Annotated in this window: 18 protein-coding genes; 8 read left to right on the forward strand and 10 right to left on the reverse strand. The window is 64.7% G+C overall.

Features of this window, described 5'->3' with window-relative positions; translation table 11 throughout:
- Positions 1 to 142 precede the first annotated feature (142 nt).
- Positions 143 to 1048: a DUF2167 domain-containing protein gene (locus RBA40_RS20680; RefSeq protein WP_306649631.1), complete on the reverse strand. Its 906-nt coding sequence runs from the start codon at positions 1046 to 1048 to the stop codon at positions 143 to 145.
- A 152-nt stretch (positions 1049 to 1200) separates the two neighbouring features.
- On the opposite strand from RBA40_RS20680, the gene RBA40_RS20685 reads away from it, so the two are divergent.
- The 4 genes from RBA40_RS20685 (at position 1201) to RBA40_RS20700 (ending at position 4718) form a co-directional block, all read left to right on the forward strand.
- Positions 1201 to 1665 (forward strand): RrF2 family transcriptional regulator, encoded by a 465-nt coding sequence (locus tag RBA40_RS20685; protein ID WP_306649632.1) that lies wholly within the window; start codon positions 1201 to 1203, stop codon positions 1663 to 1665.
- A gap of 87 nt (positions 1666 to 1752) precedes the next feature.
- A complete protein-coding gene (locus RBA40_RS20690) occupies positions 1753 to 2949 on the forward strand; it encodes a globin domain-containing protein (RefSeq protein ID WP_306649633.1) in 1197 nt (398 codons plus the stop codon).
- A 124-nt stretch (positions 2950 to 3073) separates the two neighbouring features.
- The gene (locus RBA40_RS20695; RefSeq protein ID WP_306649634.1) at positions 3074 to 3868 is read left to right on the forward strand and encodes a PEP-CTERM sorting domain-containing protein; all 795 of its coding nucleotides are present in this window, start codon (positions 3074 to 3076) and stop codon (positions 3866 to 3868) included.
- Between the two features lie 43 nt (positions 3869 to 3911).
- The gene (locus RBA40_RS20700; RefSeq protein WP_306649635.1) at positions 3912 to 4718 is read left to right on the forward strand and encodes a PEP-CTERM sorting domain-containing protein; all 807 of its coding nucleotides are present in this window, start codon (positions 3912 to 3914) and stop codon (positions 4716 to 4718) included.
- A gap of 4 nt (positions 4719 to 4722) precedes the next feature.
- Here the strand turns inward: RBA40_RS20700 and RBA40_RS20705 are convergent, their stop codons facing one another.
- The 9 genes from RBA40_RS20705 to RBA40_RS20745 all read right to left on the reverse strand — a co-directional run bounded on the left by RBA40_RS20705 (position 4723) and on the right by RBA40_RS20745 (position 19278).
- Positions 4723 to 5835, reverse strand: a complete 1113-nt coding sequence (locus RBA40_RS20705; protein ID WP_306649636.1) for an NADH:flavin oxidoreductase/NADH oxidase — start codon at positions 5833 to 5835, stop codon at positions 4723 to 4725.
- Between the two features lie 49 nt (positions 5836 to 5884).
- A complete protein-coding gene (locus RBA40_RS20710; protein ID WP_306649637.1) occupies positions 5885 to 6907 on the reverse strand; it encodes a succinylglutamate desuccinylase in 1023 nt (340 codons plus the stop codon).
- A 2-nt stretch (positions 6908 to 6909) separates the two neighbouring features.
- Positions 6910 to 11619, reverse strand: coding sequence for an NAD-glutamate dehydrogenase domain-containing protein (locus RBA40_RS20715; RefSeq protein ID WP_306649638.1), 4710 nt, complete (start codon positions 11617 to 11619; stop codon positions 6910 to 6912).
- Positions 11620 to 11746: 127 nt separating this feature from the next.
- Complete coding sequence (gene astB / locus RBA40_RS20720; protein WP_306649639.1) at positions 11747 to 13090, reverse strand: N-succinylarginine dihydrolase; 1344 nt, start codon at positions 13088 to 13090, stop codon at positions 11747 to 11749.
- 8 nt (positions 13091 to 13098) lie between these two features.
- The gene (astD, locus tag RBA40_RS20725) at positions 13099 to 14568 is read right to left on the reverse strand and encodes a succinylglutamate-semialdehyde dehydrogenase (RefSeq protein WP_306649640.1); all 1470 of its coding nucleotides are present in this window, start codon (positions 14566 to 14568) and stop codon (positions 13099 to 13101) included.
- The gene (gene astA, locus RBA40_RS20730; protein ID WP_306649641.1) at positions 14561 to 15595 is read right to left on the reverse strand and encodes an arginine N-succinyltransferase; all 1035 of its coding nucleotides are present in this window, start codon (positions 15593 to 15595) and stop codon (positions 14561 to 14563) included. Before astA (RBA40_RS20730) ends, astD begins: the two co-directional genes overlap by 8 nt.
- 11 nt (positions 15596 to 15606) lie before the next feature.
- A complete protein-coding gene (gene astA, locus RBA40_RS20735) occupies positions 15607 to 16638 on the reverse strand; it encodes an arginine N-succinyltransferase (protein WP_306649642.1) in 1032 nt (343 codons plus the stop codon).
- Between the two features lie 72 nt (positions 16639 to 16710).
- A complete protein-coding gene (gene astC / locus RBA40_RS20740) occupies positions 16711 to 17964 on the reverse strand; it encodes an acetylornithine/succinylornithine family transaminase (protein WP_306649643.1) in 1254 nt (417 codons plus the stop codon).
- A 363-nt stretch (positions 17965 to 18327) separates the two neighbouring features.
- The gene (locus tag RBA40_RS20745) at positions 18328 to 19278 is read right to left on the reverse strand and encodes a GlxA family transcriptional regulator (protein ID WP_306649644.1); all 951 of its coding nucleotides are present in this window, start codon (positions 19276 to 19278) and stop codon (positions 18328 to 18330) included.
- 256 nt (positions 19279 to 19534) lie between these two features.
- Between RBA40_RS20745 and RBA40_RS20750 the strand changes: the two genes are divergently transcribed.
- The 4 genes from RBA40_RS20750 (at position 19535) to gntR (ending at position 22551) form a co-directional block, all read left to right on the forward strand.
- Positions 19535 to 20002 carry a MarR family winged helix-turn-helix transcriptional regulator gene (locus RBA40_RS20750; protein WP_306649645.1) on the forward strand — a complete coding sequence of 156 codons (468 nt, stop codon included), beginning with the start codon at positions 19535 to 19537 and terminating at the stop codon, positions 20000 to 20002.
- Positions 19999 to 20280, forward strand: coding sequence for a hypothetical protein (locus RBA40_RS20755; RefSeq protein WP_054265065.1), 282 nt, complete (start codon positions 19999 to 20001; stop codon positions 20278 to 20280). The genes RBA40_RS20750 and RBA40_RS20755 overlap by 4 nt, the downstream gene beginning before the upstream one ends.
- Positions 20281 to 20400: 120 nt before the next feature.
- The gene (locus tag RBA40_RS20760; protein ID WP_306649646.1) at positions 20401 to 21234 is read left to right on the forward strand and encodes an HDOD domain-containing protein; all 834 of its coding nucleotides are present in this window, start codon (positions 20401 to 20403) and stop codon (positions 21232 to 21234) included.
- A 288-nt stretch (positions 21235 to 21522) separates the two neighbouring features.
- Entirely contained in the window at positions 21523 to 22551 is a 1029-nt protein-coding gene (gntR, locus tag RBA40_RS20765) for an HTH-type transcriptional regulator GntR (protein WP_306649647.1), read from the forward strand.
- Positions 22552 to 22558 lie beyond the last annotated feature (7 nt).

Here is a 22558-nt window from a genome sequence, read left to right on the forward strand (position 1 = left end):
TCCCTTTTGTCGCGCTAGATGAATGGCAGCAGCGATTATAGGGGCTATTGCCATTTACTTATACACATCTTTTGCACGCGAAAAACCGGGTAGCCAGTCCGGCAACGGCCTTGCCACGCCGGGGCGTGGACGGGCCGCCGCATCACTTGCTGAGATCGACTTTGTCGTTGCGCTTGCCGCGGAAAAAGTTCCACGCCGCCACGCCCGCCGTGCCGAGGGCGATGAAGATCAGCTTCTTGAAGGCGAGCAGCAGGGCCAGCAGTTTGCCGAACAGGCCAAGCTTGGAGGCGACGCCGCCGGCGACCAGCGCCGCGAGACCGTATTCGGCCGCCTTGTCGGTGGCGGGGTTGTAGTCCGCGTAGCGGTTGCCCGGCGTGAAGTCGCTAAAGGCGGTGACCTTGCGCATTTCCTGGCGGATGCCGGCAATCTGGTCCATGGTTGCCACGGCGTTCAGCACCAGCACACCCTCACGGCCGAGCACGCGGATGTTGTAATTGAGGCTGTGTTCGTTTTCGCCCGCGATCGACAATTCCTTGGCCCAAAACATCTTGTGCGTGCTTTTTTCATAGCTGGGCTTTTCGGCCCAGCCGACCAGCTGCATCGCCGCATAGCCCTGGGACTTGCGCTCGCTGTTTGCTTCCAGCACCGCTTCCTGCATGTCCTTGAGCAGCTCGTCGTACTTGATGGTGTCCGCATCGCTGTCCTTGACGTGGCCGTCGCCTTCGTAGGTGACGATCACGCCCCAGCCATCCTTGCCCATCACGCCGCTGGCCGGCACGATCATGCCCAGGGTTTTGTGGCCGGGCGGATTGCCCCAGGCCTGCACCAGCACCCGCTCGGTGTCGGCCGGGGTGAGGTAACGGAAGCTGTCCGGCAGGTTCAGCGTGGCCAGTCCCCCAGGCAGGTCGATCTTGCCGCCTTGCGGCTTGAGTGAGGCGACGAACTGCTCGACGCTGACGGCCTTGTCGTCGCCCGGCCCCTGGGCGTGGGCGCCGGTCATGCAGCCGAGCGCCAGCAGGAACAGGGCGAGGGAAAGGTGTCTGAACATGGCATTCTCATCTGTACATATAGGCAGGACATTCTACGTGGAAATTATTATAATGAAAATAATTATTTCGCCAAAACAACACCATGTCGCATTTTAAAGCTATATCCTAGATGCATCTTTGCTAGAATGCATGTCTTCTCATCGGAGCCTCCATGCGCCTCACCCGTTTTACCGACATTGGCCTGCGCGTGCTGATTTACCTGGCCCGTGCCGGGGAGCGGCGCGTGCCGGTGACGGTGGCCGAGGTCGCCGGCCAGTTCGAGTTGCCGGTCAACCATGTTGTCAAGGTGGTGGGCCACCTTGCGCGCGCCGGCTGGGTCAGCGCCACCCGCGGACGCAACGGCGGCCTGCGCCTGGCCGCCGATGCCGCCACCCTGTCCATCGGGACGGTGCTGCGCGAGCTGGAAGGCGACAGCGAACTGGTCGACTGCGAAGGCACCGGTTGCCGCCTGAGCGGCGACTGCCAGCTGCGGGCGGCGCTCAAGACTGGCATGGATGCCTTTTACGGCGCCATGGACAAGGTCACCCTGGGCCAGATTACCGAGGGAAATACGGGCGAGAAGATCGTGCGCATGCACAGGATGTTCCTCGATGAGGGCAAGGGCATCGCTGCCTGACACCGGCTATGGACACGGGCGCGTCGCGACGCGCCTTTTTTACGACATTAAAGTTGCATCTTTTATGCAACATATTGAAAGGATTTTATGATTTCTGCTGCTTCCCGTCCCTACATCGACGCCAGCGTTCCCGTGCTGCGCGAACACGGCGTGGCCATCACCACCACGTTTTACCGCAATATGTTCGCCGAGCATCCCGAGCTGACCAACCTGTTCAATATGGGCAACCAGGCGACCGGCGCCCAGCAGCAGTCGCTCGCCTCGGCCGTGTTTGCCTACGCCGCCAACATCGGCGACCCGGGCGCACTGGCGCCGGTGATCGAACGCATCGTCCACAAGCATGTGTCGGTCGGCATTCGCGCGGAACACTATCCGATCGTGGGGCGCCACCTGCTCGGCGCCATCGCCAGCACCCTAGGCGAGGCCGCCACGCCGCCGCTGCTGGCGGCCTGGGACGAGGCCTATCACTCGCTGGCCGCGCTGTTCATCGAGGCCGAGCGCGCCCTGTATGCCGAAGCCGGCATCACGCCGGGCCAGCGCCGCGCCATGCGCGTGACCGAAGTGCGGCAGGAAAGCGCGGATGTGGTGTCGATCCGCATGACGCCGGAGGATGGCGCGCCGGTGGCAATCGGCAAGCCCGGGCAGTATCTGAGCGTGCAGGTCGACTTTGCCGACGGACATCGCCAAATTCGCCAGTACAGCCTGTCCGACACCACGCAGCCGGGCAGAGCGCGCGTCTCGGTCAAACGCGCGCCGGCCGGCGCTGGCACCCCGGCAGGGGAAGTGTCGAACTGGATTCACGAAAACGTGCGCGTGGGCAGCGTGCTGCAAGTGTCGCCGCCGTTCGGCGACTTTGCCCCGGAGTGCGAATCGGACGAGCCGGTGGTACTGCTGTCGGCCGGGATCGGCATCACGCCAATGATCGCGGCCCTCAAGCGCATCGCCCAGGTCCATCCGCGGCGCCACGTGATTTTCGCGCATGCCGCCCGCAACGCGCAGCATCATGCGCACCAGCTTGACGTGGCCGCCGCGCGTAGCGTCATGCCCAATCTGCAGGTGGTCACGTTCTACGAAGAAGTAAGTGCTCACGACGACGCCGTCCTCACCGGATGGATGGATGTGACGTATTTGCCGGCCTGGCCGCGCCAGGAAACGAATGTGTATATGTGCGGCCCGCTGCCGTTCATGCAGGCGCAGTGGCTGGCGCTGGTCGGCGCCGGCGTGCCGGTGGAGCGCCTGCACCGCGAAGTGTTCGGGCCGGACCTGCTCGATCATCTGTTGTAAGTCGCGCCGGCACGCAGCGGTTACAAAAAAGTTACTGCCTTCTCTGCAATATAGGAATTATGATAACGAACACGCCGACACAGTTGCCGTCGTGTTCGCGTCGCTCCCTATATGAAAGAAATTGATGGCACAACACTACCCCCTGGCGACCGTAGCCTCTGCCCTGTTCGGTTTTACCCTGTCGCTGGCAGCCCATGGCGCCCAAGCGGCGCCGGGCATCAGCGTCGGCGCTGCCGTCAGCAACTCCAGGCTGACCGTGATCGACCTGACGCCGGACGATGGACAGGCGGCGGGCTACACCTTCCTCGGCAGTGGTAATTCCAGCGTTGACGCCACCATCGAATCCCCGTCGAATTCCTTGAACCGGAACGACGCTGCGCACAGTCACCTTTTGGCATCGATCGCCGCCACGGTAGCGTACGGCGCTTCGACCTCGTCAAGCAGTGCAAGCCAGTTTGGCGAAGTGCGCGCGGACGTCCAAGTGCATGACAATGTTGGTCACCGCGGCAATGCGATGGGCAACGTGGTGCAAAGCACCACCTTGCTGATCGCTCCGCACACGCAGGTCATTTACTCGGGATATGGCGAGGTATCGATGAGCGATGCCGGACAAAAGGGTCCCCCTAGCTTCTTCGGCGAGGCAGTCACAACCGTGTATTTCGGTAGCGAAGTGTGGATTCGGGGCATGGGGCAAGGTTTTGCGGGCCACAACGATAGCGGGATTCGCGGTGGAGAATTTTCGATGTCGTTCTTCAACCACGGCGACACCGCTGAATATGCCTTCCTCGGCGTGAACCTCGTCACACGCGCCCTCTACCAGGCCCCGTCCCCGGTGCCGGAACCGGCCACCTATGCCATGTTCGGCCTGGGCGCCCTGATGGTCGGCGCCATGGCGCGACGCCGGCGACGCGCGGCGTAAAGCGCACCCCCGCAAGCTCTTCCCACCTGTCCGGAGAACACCGATGAAACACCTTCACCGCATCACCAAGATCAGCACCACCCTGTTCGCCCTGTCGCTCGCGCTGGCCAGTAACAACGCTGCCGCCTCCCCAGCCGGTGCGAGCGTGCGCGCCACCGTCAAGGATTCCCAGCTGATCGTGATCGACCTGACCCCGCGCGATGGCAAGGCCGCAGGCTACACGCTGCCCGCGTCCGGCCAGTCCAGCAATGCATCGGCCAGTCTCGACATGATCGGCACCGTCTGGGACAAGCGCAAGGACGTACCCAACCTCAATGGCAGCAACACCTATGCCTCCGTGTACCACACCGGCGCGAGCGTCAGCGCCAGCACCGGTACGTGGGGACTGGCGAATACCGGGATCTATGCCGACGGCGACCAGCTCGGCAACGCGCGTGCAACCGGCAGCGCCAACCAGATGATCGGCGTGAGCGTGGCAGCCCACACGCGCCTGATCTACAGCGGCCTTGCCGAGCTCTCGATCGACGAGTGGTATCAAACCGGCGACAACCGCACCTTCAGCAGCGCGGCCATCAACGTGGGATTGAACGGCACATACCAGACACTGGCGCTCCAGAACGGCGACTTCACCGGCGGTTATGGCACCCGCACCCAGGATTTTTCACTCTTCTTCGACAACAATACCGATGCCGACAGGATGATCTATATGTCCTTCGGCACCACCGCCAGCGTCGATTACTACACGACGACGCCGGTGCCGGAGCCGGAGACCTACGCCATGCTGGGCCTGGGCGCGCTGGTGGTGGGCGCTTGCGCGCGGCGCCGGCGCCGCCAGGCCCGCGCACTGTAAGAGCCTAGCGCTGCCCGAGCGTGGTCGGACCGAACAAGTCCTTGTACTCGCGCGGGTGCGAGCGCCAGTACTGGGGCGGCGCTTCCACCTGGGCACCCAGCTGCGCCGCCGCGTGCCACGGCCAGCGCGGATCGAACAGCATCGCGCGCGCCAGCGCCACCACGTCGGCGTCGCCGCGCGCGATGATGTCTTCGGCTTGCTGCGCCTCGGTGATCATGCCAACGCCAATGGTCGGCATGCCGGTCTCCTCGCGGATGCGGGCGGCAAAGCCGATCTGGTAAGACGGCCCCACCGCAATTTTCTGCAGCGGCGAAATTCCCCCGCTCGACACGTGAATGAAGTCGGCGCCGGCGGCGCTGAGCTCCTGCGAAAAGCGCACGCTTTGCTCCAGCTCCCAGCCGCCGTCGACCCAGTCGGTGGCCGATATGCGCACGCCCACCGCCATCGACGCTGGCACCGCCGCGCGCACGGCCGCGAACACTTCCAGCGGAAAGCGCATGCGGTTTTCCAGCGCCCCGCCGTAATGGTCATCGCGCTGGTTCGACAGCGGCGACAGGAACTGATGCAGCAGATAGCCGTGCGCGGCGTGCAGTTCGATCGCGTCCAGTCCGAGCGCATGGCTGCGCTGCGCCGCCGCGACAAAAGCGTCGCGCACGCGCGCAAGACCATCGTCATCGAGCGCCAAGGGCACCGTCTCGCCATCGGCATGCGGCAACGGCGACGGCGCCACCGTTTGCCAGCCGCCGTCACCGATGGCGATATTCGCGCCACCTTCCCACGGCACCATGGAGGACGCCTTGCGGCCCGCATGCGCGAGCTGGATCGCCAGGCGGATCGGCGCGTGGCGGCGCATGGCGGCCACGATGGGCGCCAGTGCGGCGGCATGGTCGTCGGACCAGATGCCCAGATCTTTGGGAGAAATGCGTCCTTCGGGCGACACGGCGGTCGCCTCCAGGAACAGCAGGCCCGCCCCGGACAAGGCCAGGTGGCCCAGATGGATCATGTGCCAGTCGCTGGCCATGCCTTCGTCGGCCGAATATTGGCACATCGGCGCAATCGCGACGCGGTTGGCCAGCGTGAGCGGCCCCATGCTGAAAGGTGTGAACAAGGTACTCATGGCCTGCCTGTAACGCGTGTCAGAAACGATACGGGGCAAGCCATGCCGGCTAACGCGTCCGCACCACCATTAATCCGGCGCGCAGACCAACGCGCACATCCGGATTCGGGAATACTACCAGCTCCTCCGGATGTTTGACGGCGTACACGATGTCGCCATCGGTGGCGATCACCTGCCCCTGGCCGAGCGCGGTGAAGTTCTGCGTGCTGCGGTCGAACGCCATGGTAAAAGCATCGCTATGCTTGATGATCTCCTGCGCCACATCGAACACGTGCGGTTCGACCTTCGGTCCGGCCGGCTTGGCGCCGCGCAGCAGGTCGTCGAGCGCGGTGCCGACGTCGGCGAACAGGCTCAGATCGTTCTGGCCCAGGGTACCGACCCGGCCCAGCTCCACCGTGCTTGCCGCCGCACCGTGAAACTCGGCCGAATAGTAACTGTACGTACCGGCCGACTGCGGATTCATGACAATGGCGCCGATGGCGGCCTGGCCGAGCCAGGCGATCAGCGCGCACTTGCCCTCTTCCGCGATCAGGTCCGGCACGATCGCAAACGTCGGGTACACCGACGGCCGGATTGCCGTATGCAGGTCGAGGTGCCAGCGATCCGGCCCGGCGCCCTCGAAGAACGCCACCGTGGCGGCGATCATGGTGTCGGCGCGCGCAGCTTCCGCCGCGCTGGCGAGCGAACCGCGCACCGGACGGAACATCCGGTTCAGGTCCGCGTCGATGAAACGCTTGCCGGCGGCAATCGCATCGATATTGCCGACGCAGATCATCAGGTCAACGGCCAGCGCGTCCGGTCCCTGCGACAGTGCATCGAGCACGTACGCCAGTACTTCGATCGGACCGGTTTCATCGCCATGCACGCCGACCGACACGATCACGCTGGCGCAGGCGGGTGCCTTGCCGGACTTGATCGTCACGATGCCGGGCGCCGGCTGCAGCACACTAAAACCGGCCTCGGTAAAGCGCTTGGCCAGCACGCCGAAGTCGGCGCCGGCCAGCGCGCGCACGGCGGCCGGAAGCGCTTGCGCGCCTCCCGCGGTTACCGTTGGTGGAACGTAAGCGGTCATGCTTACGCCGCCACCGGCGCCGCGTTGGTCGCCTCGGACAAGGCCCACACGTCCAGCATCGCCTGTTCCAGGTCGGCCGCCGGTGCGTAGCCCGACAGGCCCATCGTGTTGGTCACCACTTCAACCGCTTCGAGGGTATCGCTGCCGTCGCTGGAACGGGCCAGCACTTGCTGCAGCAGGCGCTGCTGGGTGCGGCGCAGTGCCTGCATCGCGTAGTTGCGCAGCTGCTCCTGCGATTTGCTGTGCGGTGACAGCTTCAGGCCGCGTTCCAGCGTATCGATACCGGCCTGGCCGCGCAGCGCCATCCCCACCTGCAGGAATTGCGCCAGGCTCATGCCCGCGGGACGGTTGACCGACACCGCCGCGAACAGGAAAGTGGCCACCGCTTCGATCGCGTCGACCGCTTTCCAGGCTTGCGTGAACGACGCAGGCAGGGACACGAATGCGTCGGCATCGGCGTTGACCGGCATGAGCTGCTTGAGCATTTCCGGCTGCGCGAACAGACGCGAGAGTTCCTCCATGCCGCCCGCGCCGCGCTGATGGTCGCCCGGCACCGACAGCACGCCTTCGACGACCGCCTTGAACAGCACGCGGGTGCGCGCATCGACCTTGATCGAGACGGCGCGCGGTACCTTCAGTGCATCGGCGTCGAGCGCCGCGAAGATCGGCGCCAGGTGCAGCGCGGACCACGACTGGCCCCAGGCCTTGACCACATCGGTCTCGTCGACCTGGTGGGCGGTGGCGAGGTCGCGGATCATCAGCGGACCGCAGCGGTTGACCGATTCATTGGCCAGCACGGTCGCCAGGATCGCGTTGGCCAGCGGGTGCGCCAGTGCGTTGCGGGTGGCGACCAGCTGCGCCGGGAAGTAAGGCTTGAGCACCGACTCGGCCCAGCTCAATTCCGTCAGCGGCAGCGCGGCCAGCAGGCGCTTGAAGCGGTTCTTGACGTTGGCAATGACCACCGCCAGTTCCGGTGCGGTCAGGCCGGCGCCCAGCGTCTTGCGGCGCTGCAGTTCGGCGTCGGTCGGCAGCTGTTCCAGTTCGCGCGAGAGCGCACCTTCGGACTCCAGGCTGGTGATCAGGGCGGCGTAGCCGTCCACCACCGCAGGGTCGGCCTGGGCTTGCACCTCGCGCACCAGCAGGTGGGTTTGCAGGGTGTTGTCGCGCAGGACCAGGTCTTCGATGTCCAGGGTCATTTCGTTCAGGATGCGGTTACGGTCCGATGCCAAGAGTTCACCGGCGTTCACTTCCGTGTCGAGCCAGATCTTGACGTTCACTTCATGGTCAGAGCAATCCACGCCGGCCGAGTTGTCGATCGCATCGGTGAAGATACGGCCGCCGGCCAGGGCGAATTCGATACGGCCGTTCTGGGTCGCGCCCAGGTTACCGCCTTCGGACACCACCTTGCAGCGCAGCTGATTGCCGTCGACGCGGATATTGTCGTTGGCGCGATCCTTGACCTGCGCGTGGGTTTCGGTCGACGCCTTGATGTAGGTACCGATGCCGCCGTTGTAGAACAGGTCCACTGGCGCGAGCAGGATGCGGTGCATCAGTTCTTCAGGCGGCAGCACGGTTTCGGCGATATCGAGCGCGGCGCGCACTTGCGGCGAGAGCTCGATCGAACGGGCGCTGCGCGGGAACACGCCGCCGCCAGCCGAAATCAGGTCCTTGTTATAGTCTTCCCACGACGAGCGTGGCAGCGCGAACATGCGCTCGCGCTCGGCGAACGAAGTGACGACGTCCGGTGTCGGGTCGAGGAAGATGTGGCGGTGGTCGAACGCGGCCAGCACTTTCAGTTGGCGCGACAGCAGCACGCCGTTGCCGAACACGTCGCCCGACATGTCGCCCACGCCGACCATGGTGATCGGGGTGGTGTTCATGTCGTGGTCCATCTCGTAGAAGTGGCGCTTGACCGCTTCGAACGCACCCTTGGCGGTGATGCCCATTTTCTTGTGGTCGTAACCGTTCGAGCCGCCCGACGCAAATGCGTCGCCCAGCCAGAAACCGCGCTTGACCGCGATGCTGTTGGCGATGTCCGAAAAAGTAGCGGTGCCCTTGTCGGCGGCCACCACCAGGTACGGATCGTCCTGGTCGTAGCGTACCGTATCAAGCGGCGGCACGATGGCGCCGCGCACGCGGTTGTCGGTCACTTCGAGCAGGCTGGAAATGAACAGGCGGTAGACTGCTTCGCCTTCAGCGGCGATGGTCTCGCGCACGGCGTCCTTCGGCATCTGCTTGCAGACAAAACCGCCCTTGGAACCGGCCGGCACGATGACCGCGTTCTTGACCATCTGCGCCTTGACCAGGCCAAGCACTTCGGTGCGGTAGTCTTCCATGCGGTCCGACCAGCGCAAGCCGCCGCGGGCCACAGGGCCGCCGCGCAGGTGCACGCCTTCGAAGCGGCGCGAGAACACGTAGATCTCGCGGTACGGACGCGGTTCCGGCACCAGCGCCAGGCTGCTGGTATCGAACTTGAAGATGATCTTGTCGCCTTGCTGGTCGTTCTGGAAGTAGTTGGTACGCACGGTGGCCAGGATCAGGTCGACCAGGGCGGCGACGATTTCCTCGGTATCGGCATGGTTGACGGTGGCAAGGCTGGTCTTGATGGCGGCGATGCGTTCGGCCGCGGCCAGGCGCTGCTCTTGCGGCACGGACGGATCGAAACGCTGGCGGAATCCTTCGACCAGTTCCTTGACCAGCACCGGCTGGCGGCGCAGGGTGTCGGCCATGTAGCGCACCGAGAACTTGCTGCCGGTCTGGCGCCAGTAGCTGATGTAGGCGCGGATCAGCTGCACTTCGCGCATGCGCAAGCCGCCTTCAATCACCAGGCCGTTCATGCGGCCGTCTTCGGCTTCGTTGTTGAACAGCGAGGCAAACAGTTCCTGCGCCACGGCCACCACGTTCGGCTTGGCCAGCTTGGCCGCGCTTTCGGCGTCGACCGCCAGGCTGGTGACGAAATGGCGGCTGCCGTCGGCAATGGCGATGGCGTACGTCTGTTCGCGGTCGATGGCGACGCCCGCGTTATGCAGCGCCGGCAGGATGCGCGAGAGCGACGGCACGCCGTCCACCGAGTACAGGCGGATGGTGGCGCTGCCGGCATCGTCGGACTCCACGCGCACCGACACGCGGCCGGCGTGGCCGTTGTGCAGGATGGCATTGAGGTCGCGGAAGGCGACGGCCGGCGCGGTGGCGCTGACGTAGTTGACCGGCAGGGTCGAGCACAGTTTGCGCAGGGTGCTGCGGGTCGGCACATCGAACACGTTATCGGTCAGGGCGGCGAACTTGTCGTGCCAGCCATCGAGCACCGACAGGAGCGGCTGCTGGATATCGGTTTCGAGGTCGAGCGGATTGCGCGCCGCGTGGGCGATCAGGTACACGCGGGCCAGCGGGCCGTCGGCCACCAGGGTTTGCGAACGCACGTCGGTCGCGCCCGAGCTTTCTTTCAGCGCGTGGGCCAGGCTGGCGGCGACGCTGGCGCTGTAACGCTCGCGCGGCATGTAGACCAGCACGTTCAGGTGGCGCGCGTAAACGTCGCGGCGCGCGAACACTTTGGCACGCGGCTGCTTGTACAGCGACACGACCGAGCTGCACACCTGCGACAGCCAGTCCGGATCGGCTTCCAGCGCTTCGGTGCGCGGCAGCGATTCGAGGATTTCGAGGAATTTCTCGGCGCGGAAGCCTTCCTGGCGCACGCCGGCCAGGCTCAGGACCTTGGCCACGCGGCCGCGCGCAAACGGCAGGCGCGCCAGCGGGGTCGCGGTAGCGGCGCGGGTGAACAGGCCGACGAAGCAATGCTCGCCGCGGATGTTGCCCTGTGCGTCGGTATCGCGCACGCCGATGAAGTCGAGCGGCTGATCGCGGTGCAAGGTGCCTTCGACGTCGGCCTTGACGATCGACAGCGCGTCGGGACGCTTGGACAGGGTGTCGAAGTCGCCCGGAATGTTGGCCAGGCAGCTGCCGTAGACCGGATGCGAGGTATCCTGCAGCACGCCGATGCGGCTCGGGATATCGCGTTCGAGTTCGCGCACGCCCGGTTTCACGACATAGTAAGCGTAGCCGAACGGCTCGAAGCCTTCGTTCTTGGCCCATTCGAGGAAGGCAGCGACTTCCTGGCCTTCGGTGCCGTTGGCGGCAGCCGCCGCGGCCACCGCGGTCAGGCGGTCGCCCATGGCGACGGAATCGCGCCGCACCACGGCGGCGTCGCGCGCCACCATGTGCAGCTTGGCGACCAGCGCCGCCAGTTCGTCGGCGCCCAGGTCTTCGGCCAGCAGGCACAGGACCACGGATTCGAGCGGTGCGCCGGCTTCGCCGACGGCGACCGCGGTGCCATTGGCATCGCGGCGCACGGCCAGCACGGAATTCATCACGCCATTGACGGCCACGCGCTGCTTGCGCATCGCCATGACGATCGAATCGACCAGGTAAGGCATGTCGTCGTTGAGGACCAGCAGGGCCGTCGCTTGCGCGCCGCGGCCGTCGGAGTAGCGCAGCTGAGCGATCTGGCAACCGGCGGCGGTGCGCCTTGCTGCTTGCGTAAAGCCGTCGCGCAGGACCGGCGCCAGGCTGTCCGGCGCCGTGCCCGCGAGGTCTTCGTCGTCGAGTGAACCGAGCCAGGCGCTGATCAGGGCCGACACCTGGCCGTCATCGGCAGGCTGGCTCGCAGTGATCAGGTCGAGCGTCTGTTTACGCAAATCTTGGGGCATCTGTTTCATCGTTGCTTCTCCGTTGCTTGGTTTGTATTTCCATCGGTCCGGCGCCAGCTTATGGCGGCGCGTTCGCGATTTGCAGGTAGGCGGGTTTACCCGCCCAAATATGGGGCACCGTCCGGCTGGCGGTATTCTACGTCAGGTCGTACAGGCCGGGCAGTCCCAGGATGCGGCTCAATTCCTCCAGTGCGGCGCTGCATTCGAGCGCCAGCTGGGGATCGGCCAGGTCTTTCGGTTCGAGGTGGTCGCGGTAGTATTTACCGACCCACGCGGCCAGCGTGTCGTACAGCGCCCCGGTCATGATCACGCCCTGGTGCATGGCCGCCGCTTCCGCCCCGGTGAGCGCCACGCGCAGGCGCAGGCAGGCAGGCCCGCCGCCGTTGCGCATGCTCTGGCGCAGGTCGAAGTGAATCAGTTCGTCGACCGGGCCGCCGCTGGCGACCACTTCTTCAAGGTAGCGCGCCACGGCGCGGTTTTCCTGGCATTCCTGGGGAATGACCAGCGCCATGCTGCCATCAGGCTTGGTGAGCAGCTGGCTATTGAACAGATAGCTGGCCACCGCATCGCCCACCGGCACCACCTGGCTCGCCACGCGGATCGCCGTCAGTTCGGTCTCGACACCGGCCAATGCATTCCTCAGCGCGTTCAATACCGCGCCCTCGTCGTGAAAGGCTTGCTCGTGATAGAACAGCACATTGCCGTTACCGACCGCAATGACGTCGTTGTGGAACACGCCCTGGTCGATCACGTCCGGATTCTGCGAGGCGAACACGGTGCGCGCCGAGTCCAGCCCGTGCAGGCGCGCGATGGCTTGCGACGCTTCCAGGGTCTGGCGTGCCGGGTATTTTTTAGGCGCCGGCGCGGACGGATCGAACTCCACCCGGCCGTAGGTGAAGAATTCGACGCCCTTGCCGCCATGGGTGGCGCAAAAACGCGTGTGGTTGGCCGCGCCTTCGTCGCCAAAGGCCGACGTTGGCGGCAGCGCTTCGTGCACCGCGAAATGGCGCTCGTCTGCGAACAGCGCGCGCAGGGTGCGGGTGGACTGCAAGTGCTCTTCCGAGCGGTGCAGCTTGTTATTCAGGTTGGCGGCAGTGAAATGCGCGCGGCCATCGAACGTGTCCGCCGACGGGCTGACCGTGGCCGCGTTGGCGGTCCACATGGGCGAAGCCGAATAGGCGCACGCCAGGATGACGGGCGACTCGCGGTAGGCACGCGCCAGCACCTCGGCGTCGGTCCCGGTAAAACCGATGCGCCGCAGCAGGCGGAAGTTGGGACGCGCCTGCGGCGGCATGACCGCCTGCGCGAAACCGCGGGCGGCCAGTTCGCGCATCTTGGCCAGGCCTTGCAGGGCCGCTTCGCGCGGGTTCGACGCGCTCTTCACATTGCTGAAGGAAGCGACGTTGCCGAACGAAAGGCCGGCGTAGTTATGGCTCGGCCCGACCAGGCCGTCGAAGTTGAATTCGCGTGCGCTCTGCATGGTGGATCCTAGAAAGTGAGACCGGGCGACAGCTTGGCCGGCATTTCAAGTTCGCTCGTTTCGATCGAGGCGACCGGATAAGCGCAATAGTCGGCCGCGTAGTAGGCGCTCGGGCGATGGTTGCCCGACTTGCCCACGCCGCCGAACGGCGCGCTGCTGGCAGCGCCCGTGGTCGGGCGGTTCCAGTTGACGATGCCGGCGCGCGCCTGCACCGAAAACTGCTTCCACAGCGCTTCATCGTTCGACAGCAGCGCCGCGGCCAGGCCGAATTCGGTAGCGTTGGCGACCTTGACGGCGCTGGCGAAATCCTTGACGCGGATGATCTGCAGCAGCGGTCCGAACCACTCTTCGTCCGGGATGCCGGTGGCGTTGGTGACGTCGACAATGCCGGCCGTGACGAAACCGGCGTTCGGGTCGAGCTGCTGCATTTGCAGCAGCACGGTGCCGCCCTTGGCGGCCATGTCGGCCTGCGCCTGCACCAGGCGCGCCGCCACGGCGCTCGATACGACTGGGCCCATGAACGGCTGCGGTTCGGCGTTGGAGGCGCCCACGGTCAAGGTGGATGCGACTTCGACCAGGCGCTTCACAAAAGCTTCACCGGCCGGGCTGTCCTGCACCACCAGGCGGCGCGCGCAGGTGCAGCGCTGGCCGGCCGAGATGAACGCGGACATCACGGCATGGTGCACGGCGGCGTCGACATCTTTCACGTCCCACACCACCAGCGGATTGTTCCCGCCCATTTCCAGCGCCAGCATCTTGCCCGGCTGGCCGCCGAACTGCTTGTGCAGCGCGACGCCGGTCTGGCAGCTGCCGGTAAAGAGCACGCCGTCGAGGCCCGCATCCTGGCCCAGCGCGACGCCGGTATTGCGCCCGCCGTTGACCAGGTTGATCACGCCGGCCGGAAGACCGGCCTGCTGCCACAGCTGCACGGTTTTGATGGCCGTGCGCGGCGCGTACTCGCTCGGCTTGAACACCACCGTGTTACCGGCGATGAGGGCCGGGACGATATGCCCGTTCGGCAGGTGGCCGGGGAAGTTGTACGGTCCGAACACGCCGAACACGCCATGCGGACGGTGACGCAGCACGGCATTGCCGTCGGCGACCTTGGCCGCCACTTCACCGGTGCGCGCACCGTAAGCCTGGACCGAAATATCGACCTTGTTGGCCATGGTGGCCACTTCGGTGCGGGCTTCCCACAATGGCTTGCCGACTTCTTCGGAGATCGTTTGCGCCAGGTCTTCGGCATTGGCCTTGAGCAGGTCGCGGAAACGGCCGCACAGGGCGATACGATCCTCCAGCGGAGTCAAGGCCCAGGCGTCGAAAGCGGCGCGTGCCGATTGCACGGCGCGTGCGACGTCGTCGGCGGTCGACTCCAGGCTGCGCCAGGTCTGCTTGCCGGTGGAGGGATCGATGGTGACAAGTTCGGCGCCGCTGCCGGCCAGCCATTCGCCGTTGATGAAGTTACTCAGGTCAGACATGGACATTTTTCCTTACATTGAGTGACAGCGTGCGAACCGTGTCGCCGCCTTGGCAATGCAGCAGCGCCTGTTCGTCCGGCGTCAGGGCGAGCTTGCCCGAGACCGGATTGGCGTGTGCGACGATCATGCGAAAATCATTGAGCTTGGTGTTCGATACCAGCAGCGGATCGGTATCAAGCGGGGTGGCATCGGCGTCGACCGTGGCCACCGCGCTGTCGCGCATGGCGCGCAGTTCCGACACGCGCGCCTGCAGCACCGGGCCGGCGTCGAAAATGTCGACGTAGCCTTCGAAGTGCATGCCTTCCTGCTCCAGCAGGCGGCGCGCGGGCGCGGTCGACAGGTGCACCTTGCCGATCACTTCCTGCGCCGATTCGGGCAGGTAAGCCACGTACAGCGGCTGGCGTGGCATCAGTTCGGCGATGAAGGACTTCTTGCCCATCGCCGTCAGATGGTCGACGTGATTGAAATCCATCTTGAAGAAGTGGCGCCCCAGGCCTTCGTAAAACGGCGAGCTGCCATCTTCGGCCTGGTAGCCGCGCATTTCGGCGATCAGCTTGGCCGTAAACAGATGCGGGAACTGGGCGATGAACAGGAAGCGGCTCTTCGAGAGCCACTTGCCGTTGTTCCCGCTGCGGTAATCCGGATGCAGGAACAGCGAACACAGTTCGGTGGCGCCGGTCAGGTCGTTCGACAGGTACAGCGTATCCATCCGCGTGAACACATCGAGTTCACGGCTGGAGTGGACCAGGGTGCCGATGCGGTAGTTATAGAACGGCTCGTCCAGGCCGACCGCGCCCTTGATCGCGCACACGCCGGCCAGGCGCCCGCTGGTGGTGTCTTCCATCACGAACATATAGTCGCGCTGTTCGGGCGGGATGGTCTCGGCAAACGAGGCCACGGCTACCGAGATGCGGTCGCCCAGCATCTTGCGGTCCGGCTTGAGCGTCGTCATGCCGCTGCCGACCTGGTGCGCCAGTTCGATCAGGGCATCCAGATCGGACGCGTGAATTGCGCGTACAACTAGCATAGGGTTCTCTTTCAGATTCTGACGCAGATGACGTTATCGCCCGGGGCCACCATCAGCGCATCCTGCGCGTCCTGCGGCAGGAAGACGGTGTCGCTGCCTTCGGCGGAGGGGCACGAGACGGTGATGGCGCGGAAGTTCTGCTCGTTGCTGGCGGCGACCGCGTAGGTCACCGGCGGCTCGGACGACATGCCCGCATCGAGCGGCGCCACGCGGCGCAGCATCGAACCGGCAAACGTGCGCAGCGCGTTCTTGTGGGCTTGCAGGATCGGGCCGCCGTCGAAGATATCGATGTAGTCGTCGGCCTCGAAGCCTTCCTCGGTCAGCAGGCTGAAAGCGAGTTCGCCGTCGCCGTGGATCTGGCCCATGGCCGCCTGGGCGTCGCCCGGCAGCAGCGGCACGTACACCGGGTAGTGCGGCATCAGCTCGACGATGAGCGTGCGGTTGCGGGCGCCGCCGATGACCCGTTCGGCCTCGAGGAAATCCATCTTGAAGAATTTGCGGCCGAGCGCTTCCCAGAACGGCGACTGGCCGTTCTTGTCGGTGATGCCGGCCAGCGGCACGAAGAAGCGGTCGCCGAAACGGTGCGGCGCGAGCACCGCGAACAGCAGGCGCGCGCGCGACAGCAGGGCCGCTTCCAGGCCCGCCGTGCCGCGGTTGGCCACGTAAAAGCCGGACAGCTGGGAGTAAGCGGTCAATTCCGAGCAGAGCGTCAGCGCATGCACGCTGTGGCTGATATTGAGGTCGCGCGAGACCTGCTGGATGACGTCGTTACGGAATGAAAAATAGGTGCCGTTGGAGCCGGCCGACGCGAAGATGGCGGCGGTGCCGACGATGGCGCGGGTGGCCTGCTGTTCGAGCACGAAGAGGTACGACTCCTCGCTCGGGATGTCGACATGGGCGGCGAAGGAAGCGATCGAACGCTCGACCGAGGCGGCGATTTTCTCGCGCGTCTTCGGCAGGGTATGCACGCCCGGCATCGTCACTGCTGCCAACGTTTCGAGGGCGTCGATATCCGACAGTTCAACCGGACGGACAACAAACATGTGAATTCCCTTTTTAGGCAAAGCGTGCCGCGGCCGGCCGCGGCGAGTGCCGGGCCGGCCGTGTAAAGCTGATTACTTGGCGGGAGCCGCGTTGAGCATGCCGTCGACGGCGGCGCGCAGGATGCGGTCGGCTTCGTCGATCTGTTCGTCGGTGACGATCAGCGCGGGCGCGAAACGCACCACGTCGGTGCCGGCGATGAGCAGCATCAGGCCGAGTGCTTCGGCGGCCTTGGTGATGTCTTTCGCGCGGCCCTTGAACGCTTCCGCGACCGGCAGGCCAATCAGCAGGCCGCTGCCGCGCACTTCACCGAACACTTGCGGGTAGTCGGCGGCCAGTTTGCGCAGGTTGGCGAAGATCTTGTCCGACGCTTGCCTGACGCGTGCCAGGAAGGCTGGCTGGTTGATCGTTTCGATCACGTTCAGCGCCACGGTGGCGGCCAGCGGATTGCCGCCGTAGGTGGTGCCGTGCGAACCGACGCCGAAGTGGGCTGCGATGTCGTGCGTGGTCAGCATGGCGCCGATCGGGTAGCCGTTGCCGAGTGCCTTGGCGCTGGTCAGGATGTCAGGCGTGACGCCCTTGTCCATGTACGCGTACAGGGCGCCGGTGCGGCCCACGCCCGATTGCACTTCGTCGAAAATGAGCAGGGCGCCGGTTTTGTCGCACAGTTCGCGCAGCACCTTCAGGTAGGCCGGGTCGCCTGGAATGACGCCGCCTTCGCCCTGGATTGGCTCGACGATGACCGCGCACACGTCGTCGCCGATGGCGGCGCGGGCCGCTTCGACATCGTTGTAGGCAATGTGGTTGATCTCTTGCGGCAGCGGCTCGAAGCCTTCGGTGTATTTCGGCTGGCCGCCGACCGACACGGTAAACAGCGTGCGGCCGTGGAACGACGACAGGCACGAAATGATGCGCGACTTGTGCGGACCGAATTTGGTGTGGGCGTACTTACGCGCCAGCTTCAGGGCGCCTTCGTTCGCTTCCGCGCCGGAATTGCAGAAGAAAGCGCGGTCGGCGAAGGTCGCTTCGGTCAGGGCCAGGGCCAGGCGCAGGACCGGCTCGTTGGTGTAGCCATTGCCGAGGTGCCAGACGTTGTTGAGCTGAGCGGTCAGGGCGGCGACCAGGGTCGGATTGCAATGGCCGAGGCTGGACACGGCGATGCCGGAAGTGAAATCGAGGTAATGCTTGCCGTTCTGGTCCCACAGGTCGAGGCCGGCGGCACGCACGGGCACCATGGCGGCGGGCGCGTAGGTTGGGACGAGGACGTCGTCGAAGGTTTGTCTGGTCACCGGCCGCGTGGTTGCACCCGTTTCAAGCTTTGCGTTCATGGCATTCCTCATCCAATGTTAGTAGGGCGTACCAGGGCGAAACCGCTGGACACGTCGGACCATTATAAGAAGAGCAGCAGCAAACATCTTTTGAATACGCGACAAGCATTTTCATTTTTGCTCGCCGCCAAAACTTCCCTAACCGGGGTCAGAGCTCTGACTAGCAATTAATTTCCAACGGCAAAACCGGGGTCAGAGCTCTGACTAGAAATTAATTGCTATTAAATCTAGAAAAGTAGCGGCTTGCGCTCCAAAACGGGGGCTGGTATGAATACGCGCATCAGGAGCTACTGTTGCAGAAGCGCGATCAGTAGGCAATGCGCAATAATTTCACATTAGAGCTCTGACCCCGGTTGTAGGAATCTACGTGGCTGGGGCGGCGAGTTTGCGCTGGCGTTCTTCGCGCGGGGTGTTGCCGAACAGGGCGCCAAAGGCGGTCGAGAAGTGCGAGCCGCTCGAGAAACCGCACATCAGCCCGACCTGGACGATCGAGTAATGTGTGTCGAGCAGTAACTGGCGCGCGCGCTGCAGCCTCAGCTCCAGGTAGTAGCGCGACGGCAGGCTGCCCAGGTATTGCTTGAACAGCCGCTCCAGCTGGCGCCGCGATATCCCCACCAGATTGGCGATGTCGTCCGTCGACAGCGGTTCTTCGATGTTCGCTTCCATTAAGGTCACCGCTTCCGTCAGCTTGGGCTGCAGGGCGCCGAAACGCGCCTGCAAGGCCACCCGCTGCCGCTCTTCCTTGCCGCGCACGCGGTCGATGCACAGCGTTTCCTTGATGCTTGCCTGGACCCCCGCCCCGAAGATGATCTCGACCAGGTTCAGCGCGAAGTCGATGCTGGCCGCGCCGCCGCAGCAGGTGAGCCGGTTGTCGTCGATCTCGAACAGGTTCGGGGTGAACAGGGCGCGGTCGGCCACCGTGTCGACCTCGGCGTACAGCGCCCACGGCAGCGCCGTGCGCACGCCGTTGAGCACGCCCGCGTCGGCCAGCCACAGCACCCCCGCCCCGACCCCGCCCCAGAACGGCGCGGCGCGGCAGCGCTCGATCAGGATGCGGCTGTTGGCCGGTTTCAGCGACGCTTGCGCTTCGTCCGCCACCAGCAGCACCAGATGCCAGTGACGCTGGGCGTCGGCGGCAAACTTGTCGGGACTGCGCACGTCCACATGCAAGCGCTCGGGACCGAGAATCTTGGCGGCCAGGCGCAGCGGCTGGAACAGGCCGGCCCAGGTCAGCGCGTCGGGCTCGCCGGCGTTGATCAGGAGCACGCGCAGCGGTGTTTCTTGCGCCAGGCGGGCGAGTTTGGCTAGTGGCATTGGACGGGCATGGGTGCGTCTGCAAAGTGCGTCATAACAAAGGGACCAGCGCCGGCAAGGCGCCTCGGAATTCCATCGGCTGACTATCATACCGGAGATCAACGAACCTGCCCGGACCCGGCCAGCGGCCGCCATCCCATCCGCCCCGCTGCGCTGTATCAAATCAGCATCAGTGCGACCGCTACCGGGGCTGCCCAGCCCGCATAAGCCCGCGCGCCGCCGTCAAACCGGGCGCAGCCAGCTATAATCACGGCCTATGGGGGAACGTTATTTAAGGAGTGTGCGCTTGCTGGCCGAGTGCCTGCAGAGCTTCGAGCGCTTTTCGGGCGAATCCGTGCGCCAGTGCGGCTTGACGCATGCCCAGTTCGATATCATCGCCACGCTCGGCAATACGCAGGGCATGACGTACAAGGAACTGGGCGAGAAAACCTTGATCACCAAGGGCACGCTGACCGGCGTGATCGACCGCCTTGAACAGAAGGGCCTGGTTGCGCGCGAACGCAGCTGCGACGACAAGCGCTCGTTTTACGTGCGCCTGACCGCGCAGGGCGAGGCGGTGTTCCAGGAGGTATTTCCCAAGGTGGTCGAGCAAGGCAGGCAAATGTTTTCGTCGTTCTCGGACGCCGATTTCGATACCATCGATGCCAGCTTGCACAAACTCAAGCAAGTGATCGCGGACCATGCCGTTTCCCCCACATTACAACAACACAAGGAAGAAGATTGAAAACGACTCTGCTCGAAGGCAAAAAGCCCGCCCATTTTGACAAGCACATCATCGGCAACCTGTTGCTCAACGTGGCCACCCCGGATGAAGTGCGCCAGGAAAAAATGCTGATCGGCGTGCGCAACGAAGCCGGCGAGATCTATCGCCTGATCGGCGCAACCAAGCTCAACAGCTTCATGAATGCAGTCGAGGAATTGTTCGACCTGGGCCTGGTCGACGAGCTGCAGGATACAGAAGCGACCCAGGATGGCTGCGACGCGATCTTCAGCGAGCCCTGATTGCCAGGCCGTGTCCGCCGGCCAGCCCCGTGAGCGGGGTGCCCGGGCGGCGCGTAGATAAATGCTTTAAAGCACGTTTTTACGACAAACACGGCTGGGTTATCGGAGTATAATTTTTTCATGGACAGACTCGAAGCGTACAAGAGCATCGCTGCTCAAGCAAGCCGGGGGGAACTGAGTTTCCCGACCAACGTCGACGCCACGCTCAAGCTGCAGCGCGCGTTGAACGATCCCGACTGTCATGCCGATACGGCGGCCCGCCTGGTGCAGGCCGAGCCACTGCTGGCGGCGCGCACCGTGGCGATCGCCAATTCGGTCGCCTACAACCGTTCCGGCAATGAAGTGACGAATGTCCGTACGGCCGTGCAGCGGGTGGGTTTCCGCACTCTCAACGCGCTGGGCGCGGCGGTCATCGTGCGCCAGCTGGACAGCAAAATCATCGAGCCCTCCCTGCGCGCCAAGGCCAGCCAGCTATGGCAGCACTCGGCCCACGTGGCGGCGCTGTCGCAAGTGATCGCGCGGCGGGTGGCCAATCTGGACCCTGAAACGGCAATGTTCGCCGGCATCGTGCACGAGGTCGGCGGCTTTTACATGCTTTCACGCGCGGACGAGTTCCCCGGCCTGTTTGAAGGCGAGCCGGACGATTGGATCGAACATGGCGAACAGATCATCGGCCGCTGCGTGCTGCAACGGCTGGGCGTGCCGGCGCCGGTGATGGCGGCCATCGAGGCGCTCTGGGTCGGCATGCGCGCGCTGCCGCCCGAAACCCTGGGCGACACCCTGTTGCTGGCGAACGACCTGGCGCCGGTCCCCTCGCCCCTGTACGAACGTGCCGGCGCGACCTCGCGTCAGGCGGCGGCAACCATCGACTTTGTCATCGGCGATGGCACGCTCAACAGCATCCTGGAAGAATCGGCTGCCGAAGTGAGCAGCCTGACCTCGGCCCTGATGTAAGCCGGCGGCGCGGCGTCCTGCCGCGCCCTGCTTTTCCCTGTGCATGTTTCCCGACGCTTATCGTCGAGGCAAAAAAATGCCCGCTGTATAAAAGCGGGCGAAGTCCAAAACTAGGGATGTCCTGAAAGAGACAGTTCCACTATAGTCTGCGGCATGTCCCACTTCTGTGCGTGAACACACACAACTTAAAAATTCTACAGAGAAACTTCCTTTGTGTTGACGGAAAGCATGTGCAAAAGGGATGGAATCCCACAAAACTATTCAAATGCCAACACGACCAGTGACCCCATGAGCAAAACAAGCAGCAGCAAGAGCCGGGCAAGCGGAAAAACCACGCTGGCGGCGGTGGCCGTGCATGCCGGCGTGTCGGCGATGACCGCCTCGCGCGCGCTGAACCAGCCGGCGCTGGTGTCGGCGGCGGTGCGCGAGCGGGTCGAGCTGGCTGTTGCCGTACTCGGCTATGTGCCGAACCGCGCCGCGCGCGCGCTGGCCTCGGCGCAGTCGAACGTGATCGTGGTGCTGGTGCCGTCGTTGTCGAATGCCGTGTTTACCGCCGTGCTGGAAGGCATCCAGGATGCGGTGGAGGCCAGCAATTACCAGCTTTTGATTGGCAACACCCGCTATTCCGATGCCGAGGAAGAAAAGCTGCTGGGCATTTATCTGCAATCGAACCCGGACGGGATTTTGCTCTCCAGCCTGAGCCACAGCGCACGGGTGACGCAAATGCTGGCCGCCTCCGGCGTGCCGGTGGTGTCGATGATGGACCTGGGGAGCGCACCGGGGCAGTTGTCGGTCGGGTTTTCGCAGTTCGACGCGGGCTACGCGATGGCGCGCTATCTGATCGGGAAGGGCTACACCCGCATCGGTTTCATCGGCGCCCAGCTCGACGAACGCACCCTGCGCCGTGCCGACGGCTACCGCAAGGCCATGAGCGATGCGGGCCTGCACGATGCGCGTCTGGAGATGATGGTGGGCGATCCGTCGACCATCGCACTGGGGGCCGAGCTGCTCGCGCGCATGCTGGACCAGGCGCCGGACTGCGACGCGGTTTTCTGCTGCAATGACGACCTGGCCCATGGCGCGATTTACCAGTGCCAGCGGCGCGGGATCGCGGTGCCGGGACAACTGGCAGTGTGCGGGTTTAATGATTTGCCGGCGTCGGCATGGATGACGCCATCGGTGACCACGATCGATACGCCGCGCTACCAGATCGGGTTCGAGGCGGCCAGCCTGCTGCGCGCGGCGATCAAGGGCGAGATGCCGCCAGTGACGCGGATCGATCTGGGGTTTACGCTGATGGCGCGCGAGAGCGCGTAGGCGCAGG

The organism is Massilia pseudoviolaceinigra, from assembly GCF_030846505.1.
Taxonomy (GTDB): Bacteria; Pseudomonadota; Gammaproteobacteria; order Burkholderiales; family Burkholderiaceae_D; genus Telluria_A; species Telluria_A violaceinigra.

What these genes read in the sequence shown, in the direction of transcription:
- RBA40_RS20705 (WP_306649636.1), bottom strand. Translation starts at nt 5,835, where the DNA reads ATGAGTACCTTGTTCACACCTTTCAGCATGGGGCCGCTCACGCTGGCC.
- RBA40_RS20690 (WP_306649633.1), top strand. Translation starts at nt 1,753, where the DNA reads ATGATTTCTGCTGCTTCCCGTCCCTACATCGACGCCAGCGTTCCCGTG.
- RBA40_RS20695 (WP_306649634.1), top strand. Translation starts at nt 3,074, where the DNA reads ATGGCACAACACTACCCCCTGGCGACCGTAGCCTCTGCCCTGTTCGGT.
- astA (WP_306649642.1), bottom strand. Translation starts at nt 16,638, where the DNA reads ATGTTTGTTGTCCGTCCGGTTGAACTGTCGGATATCGACGCCCTCGAA.
- RBA40_RS20710 (WP_306649637.1), bottom strand. Translation starts at nt 6,907, where the DNA reads ATGACCGCTTACGTTCCACCAACGGTAACCGCGGGAGGCGCGCAAGCG.
- RBA40_RS20750 (WP_306649645.1), top strand. Translation starts at nt 19,535, where the DNA reads ATGGGGGAACGTTATTTAAGGAGTGTGCGCTTGCTGGCCGAGTGCCTG.
- RBA40_RS20680 (WP_306649631.1), bottom strand. Translation starts at nt 1,048, where the DNA reads ATGTTCAGACACCTTTCCCTCGCCCTGTTCCTGCTGGCGCTCGGCTGC.
- astB (WP_306649639.1), bottom strand. Translation starts at nt 13,090, where the DNA reads ATGCAGAGCGCACGCGAATTCAACTTCGACGGCCTGGTCGGGCCGAGC.
- RBA40_RS20745 (WP_306649644.1), bottom strand. Translation starts at nt 19,278, where the DNA reads ATGCCACTAGCCAAACTCGCCCGCCTGGCGCAAGAAACACCGCTGCGC.
- RBA40_RS20700 (WP_306649635.1), top strand. Translation starts at nt 3,912, where the DNA reads ATGAAACACCTTCACCGCATCACCAAGATCAGCACCACCCTGTTCGCC.
- RBA40_RS20715 (WP_306649638.1), bottom strand. Translation starts at nt 11,619, where the DNA reads ATGAAACAGATGCCCCAAGATTTGCGTAAACAGACGCTCGACCTGATC.
- gntR (WP_306649647.1), top strand. Translation starts at nt 21,523, where the DNA reads ATGAGCAAAACAAGCAGCAGCAAGAGCCGGGCAAGCGGAAAAACCACG.
- RBA40_RS20685 (WP_306649632.1), top strand. Translation starts at nt 1,201, where the DNA reads ATGCGCCTCACCCGTTTTACCGACATTGGCCTGCGCGTGCTGATTTAC.
- astA (WP_306649641.1), bottom strand. Translation starts at nt 15,595, where the DNA reads ATGCTAGTTGTACGCGCAATTCACGCGTCCGATCTGGATGCCCTGATC.
- RBA40_RS20760 (WP_306649646.1), top strand. Translation starts at nt 20,401, where the DNA reads ATGGACAGACTCGAAGCGTACAAGAGCATCGCTGCTCAAGCAAGCCGG.
- astC (WP_306649643.1), bottom strand. Translation starts at nt 17,964, where the DNA reads ATGAACGCAAAGCTTGAAACGGGTGCAACCACGCGGCCGGTGACCAGA.
- astD (WP_306649640.1), bottom strand. Translation starts at nt 14,568, where the DNA reads ATGTCTGACCTGAGTAACTTCATCAACGGCGAATGGCTGGCCGGCAGC.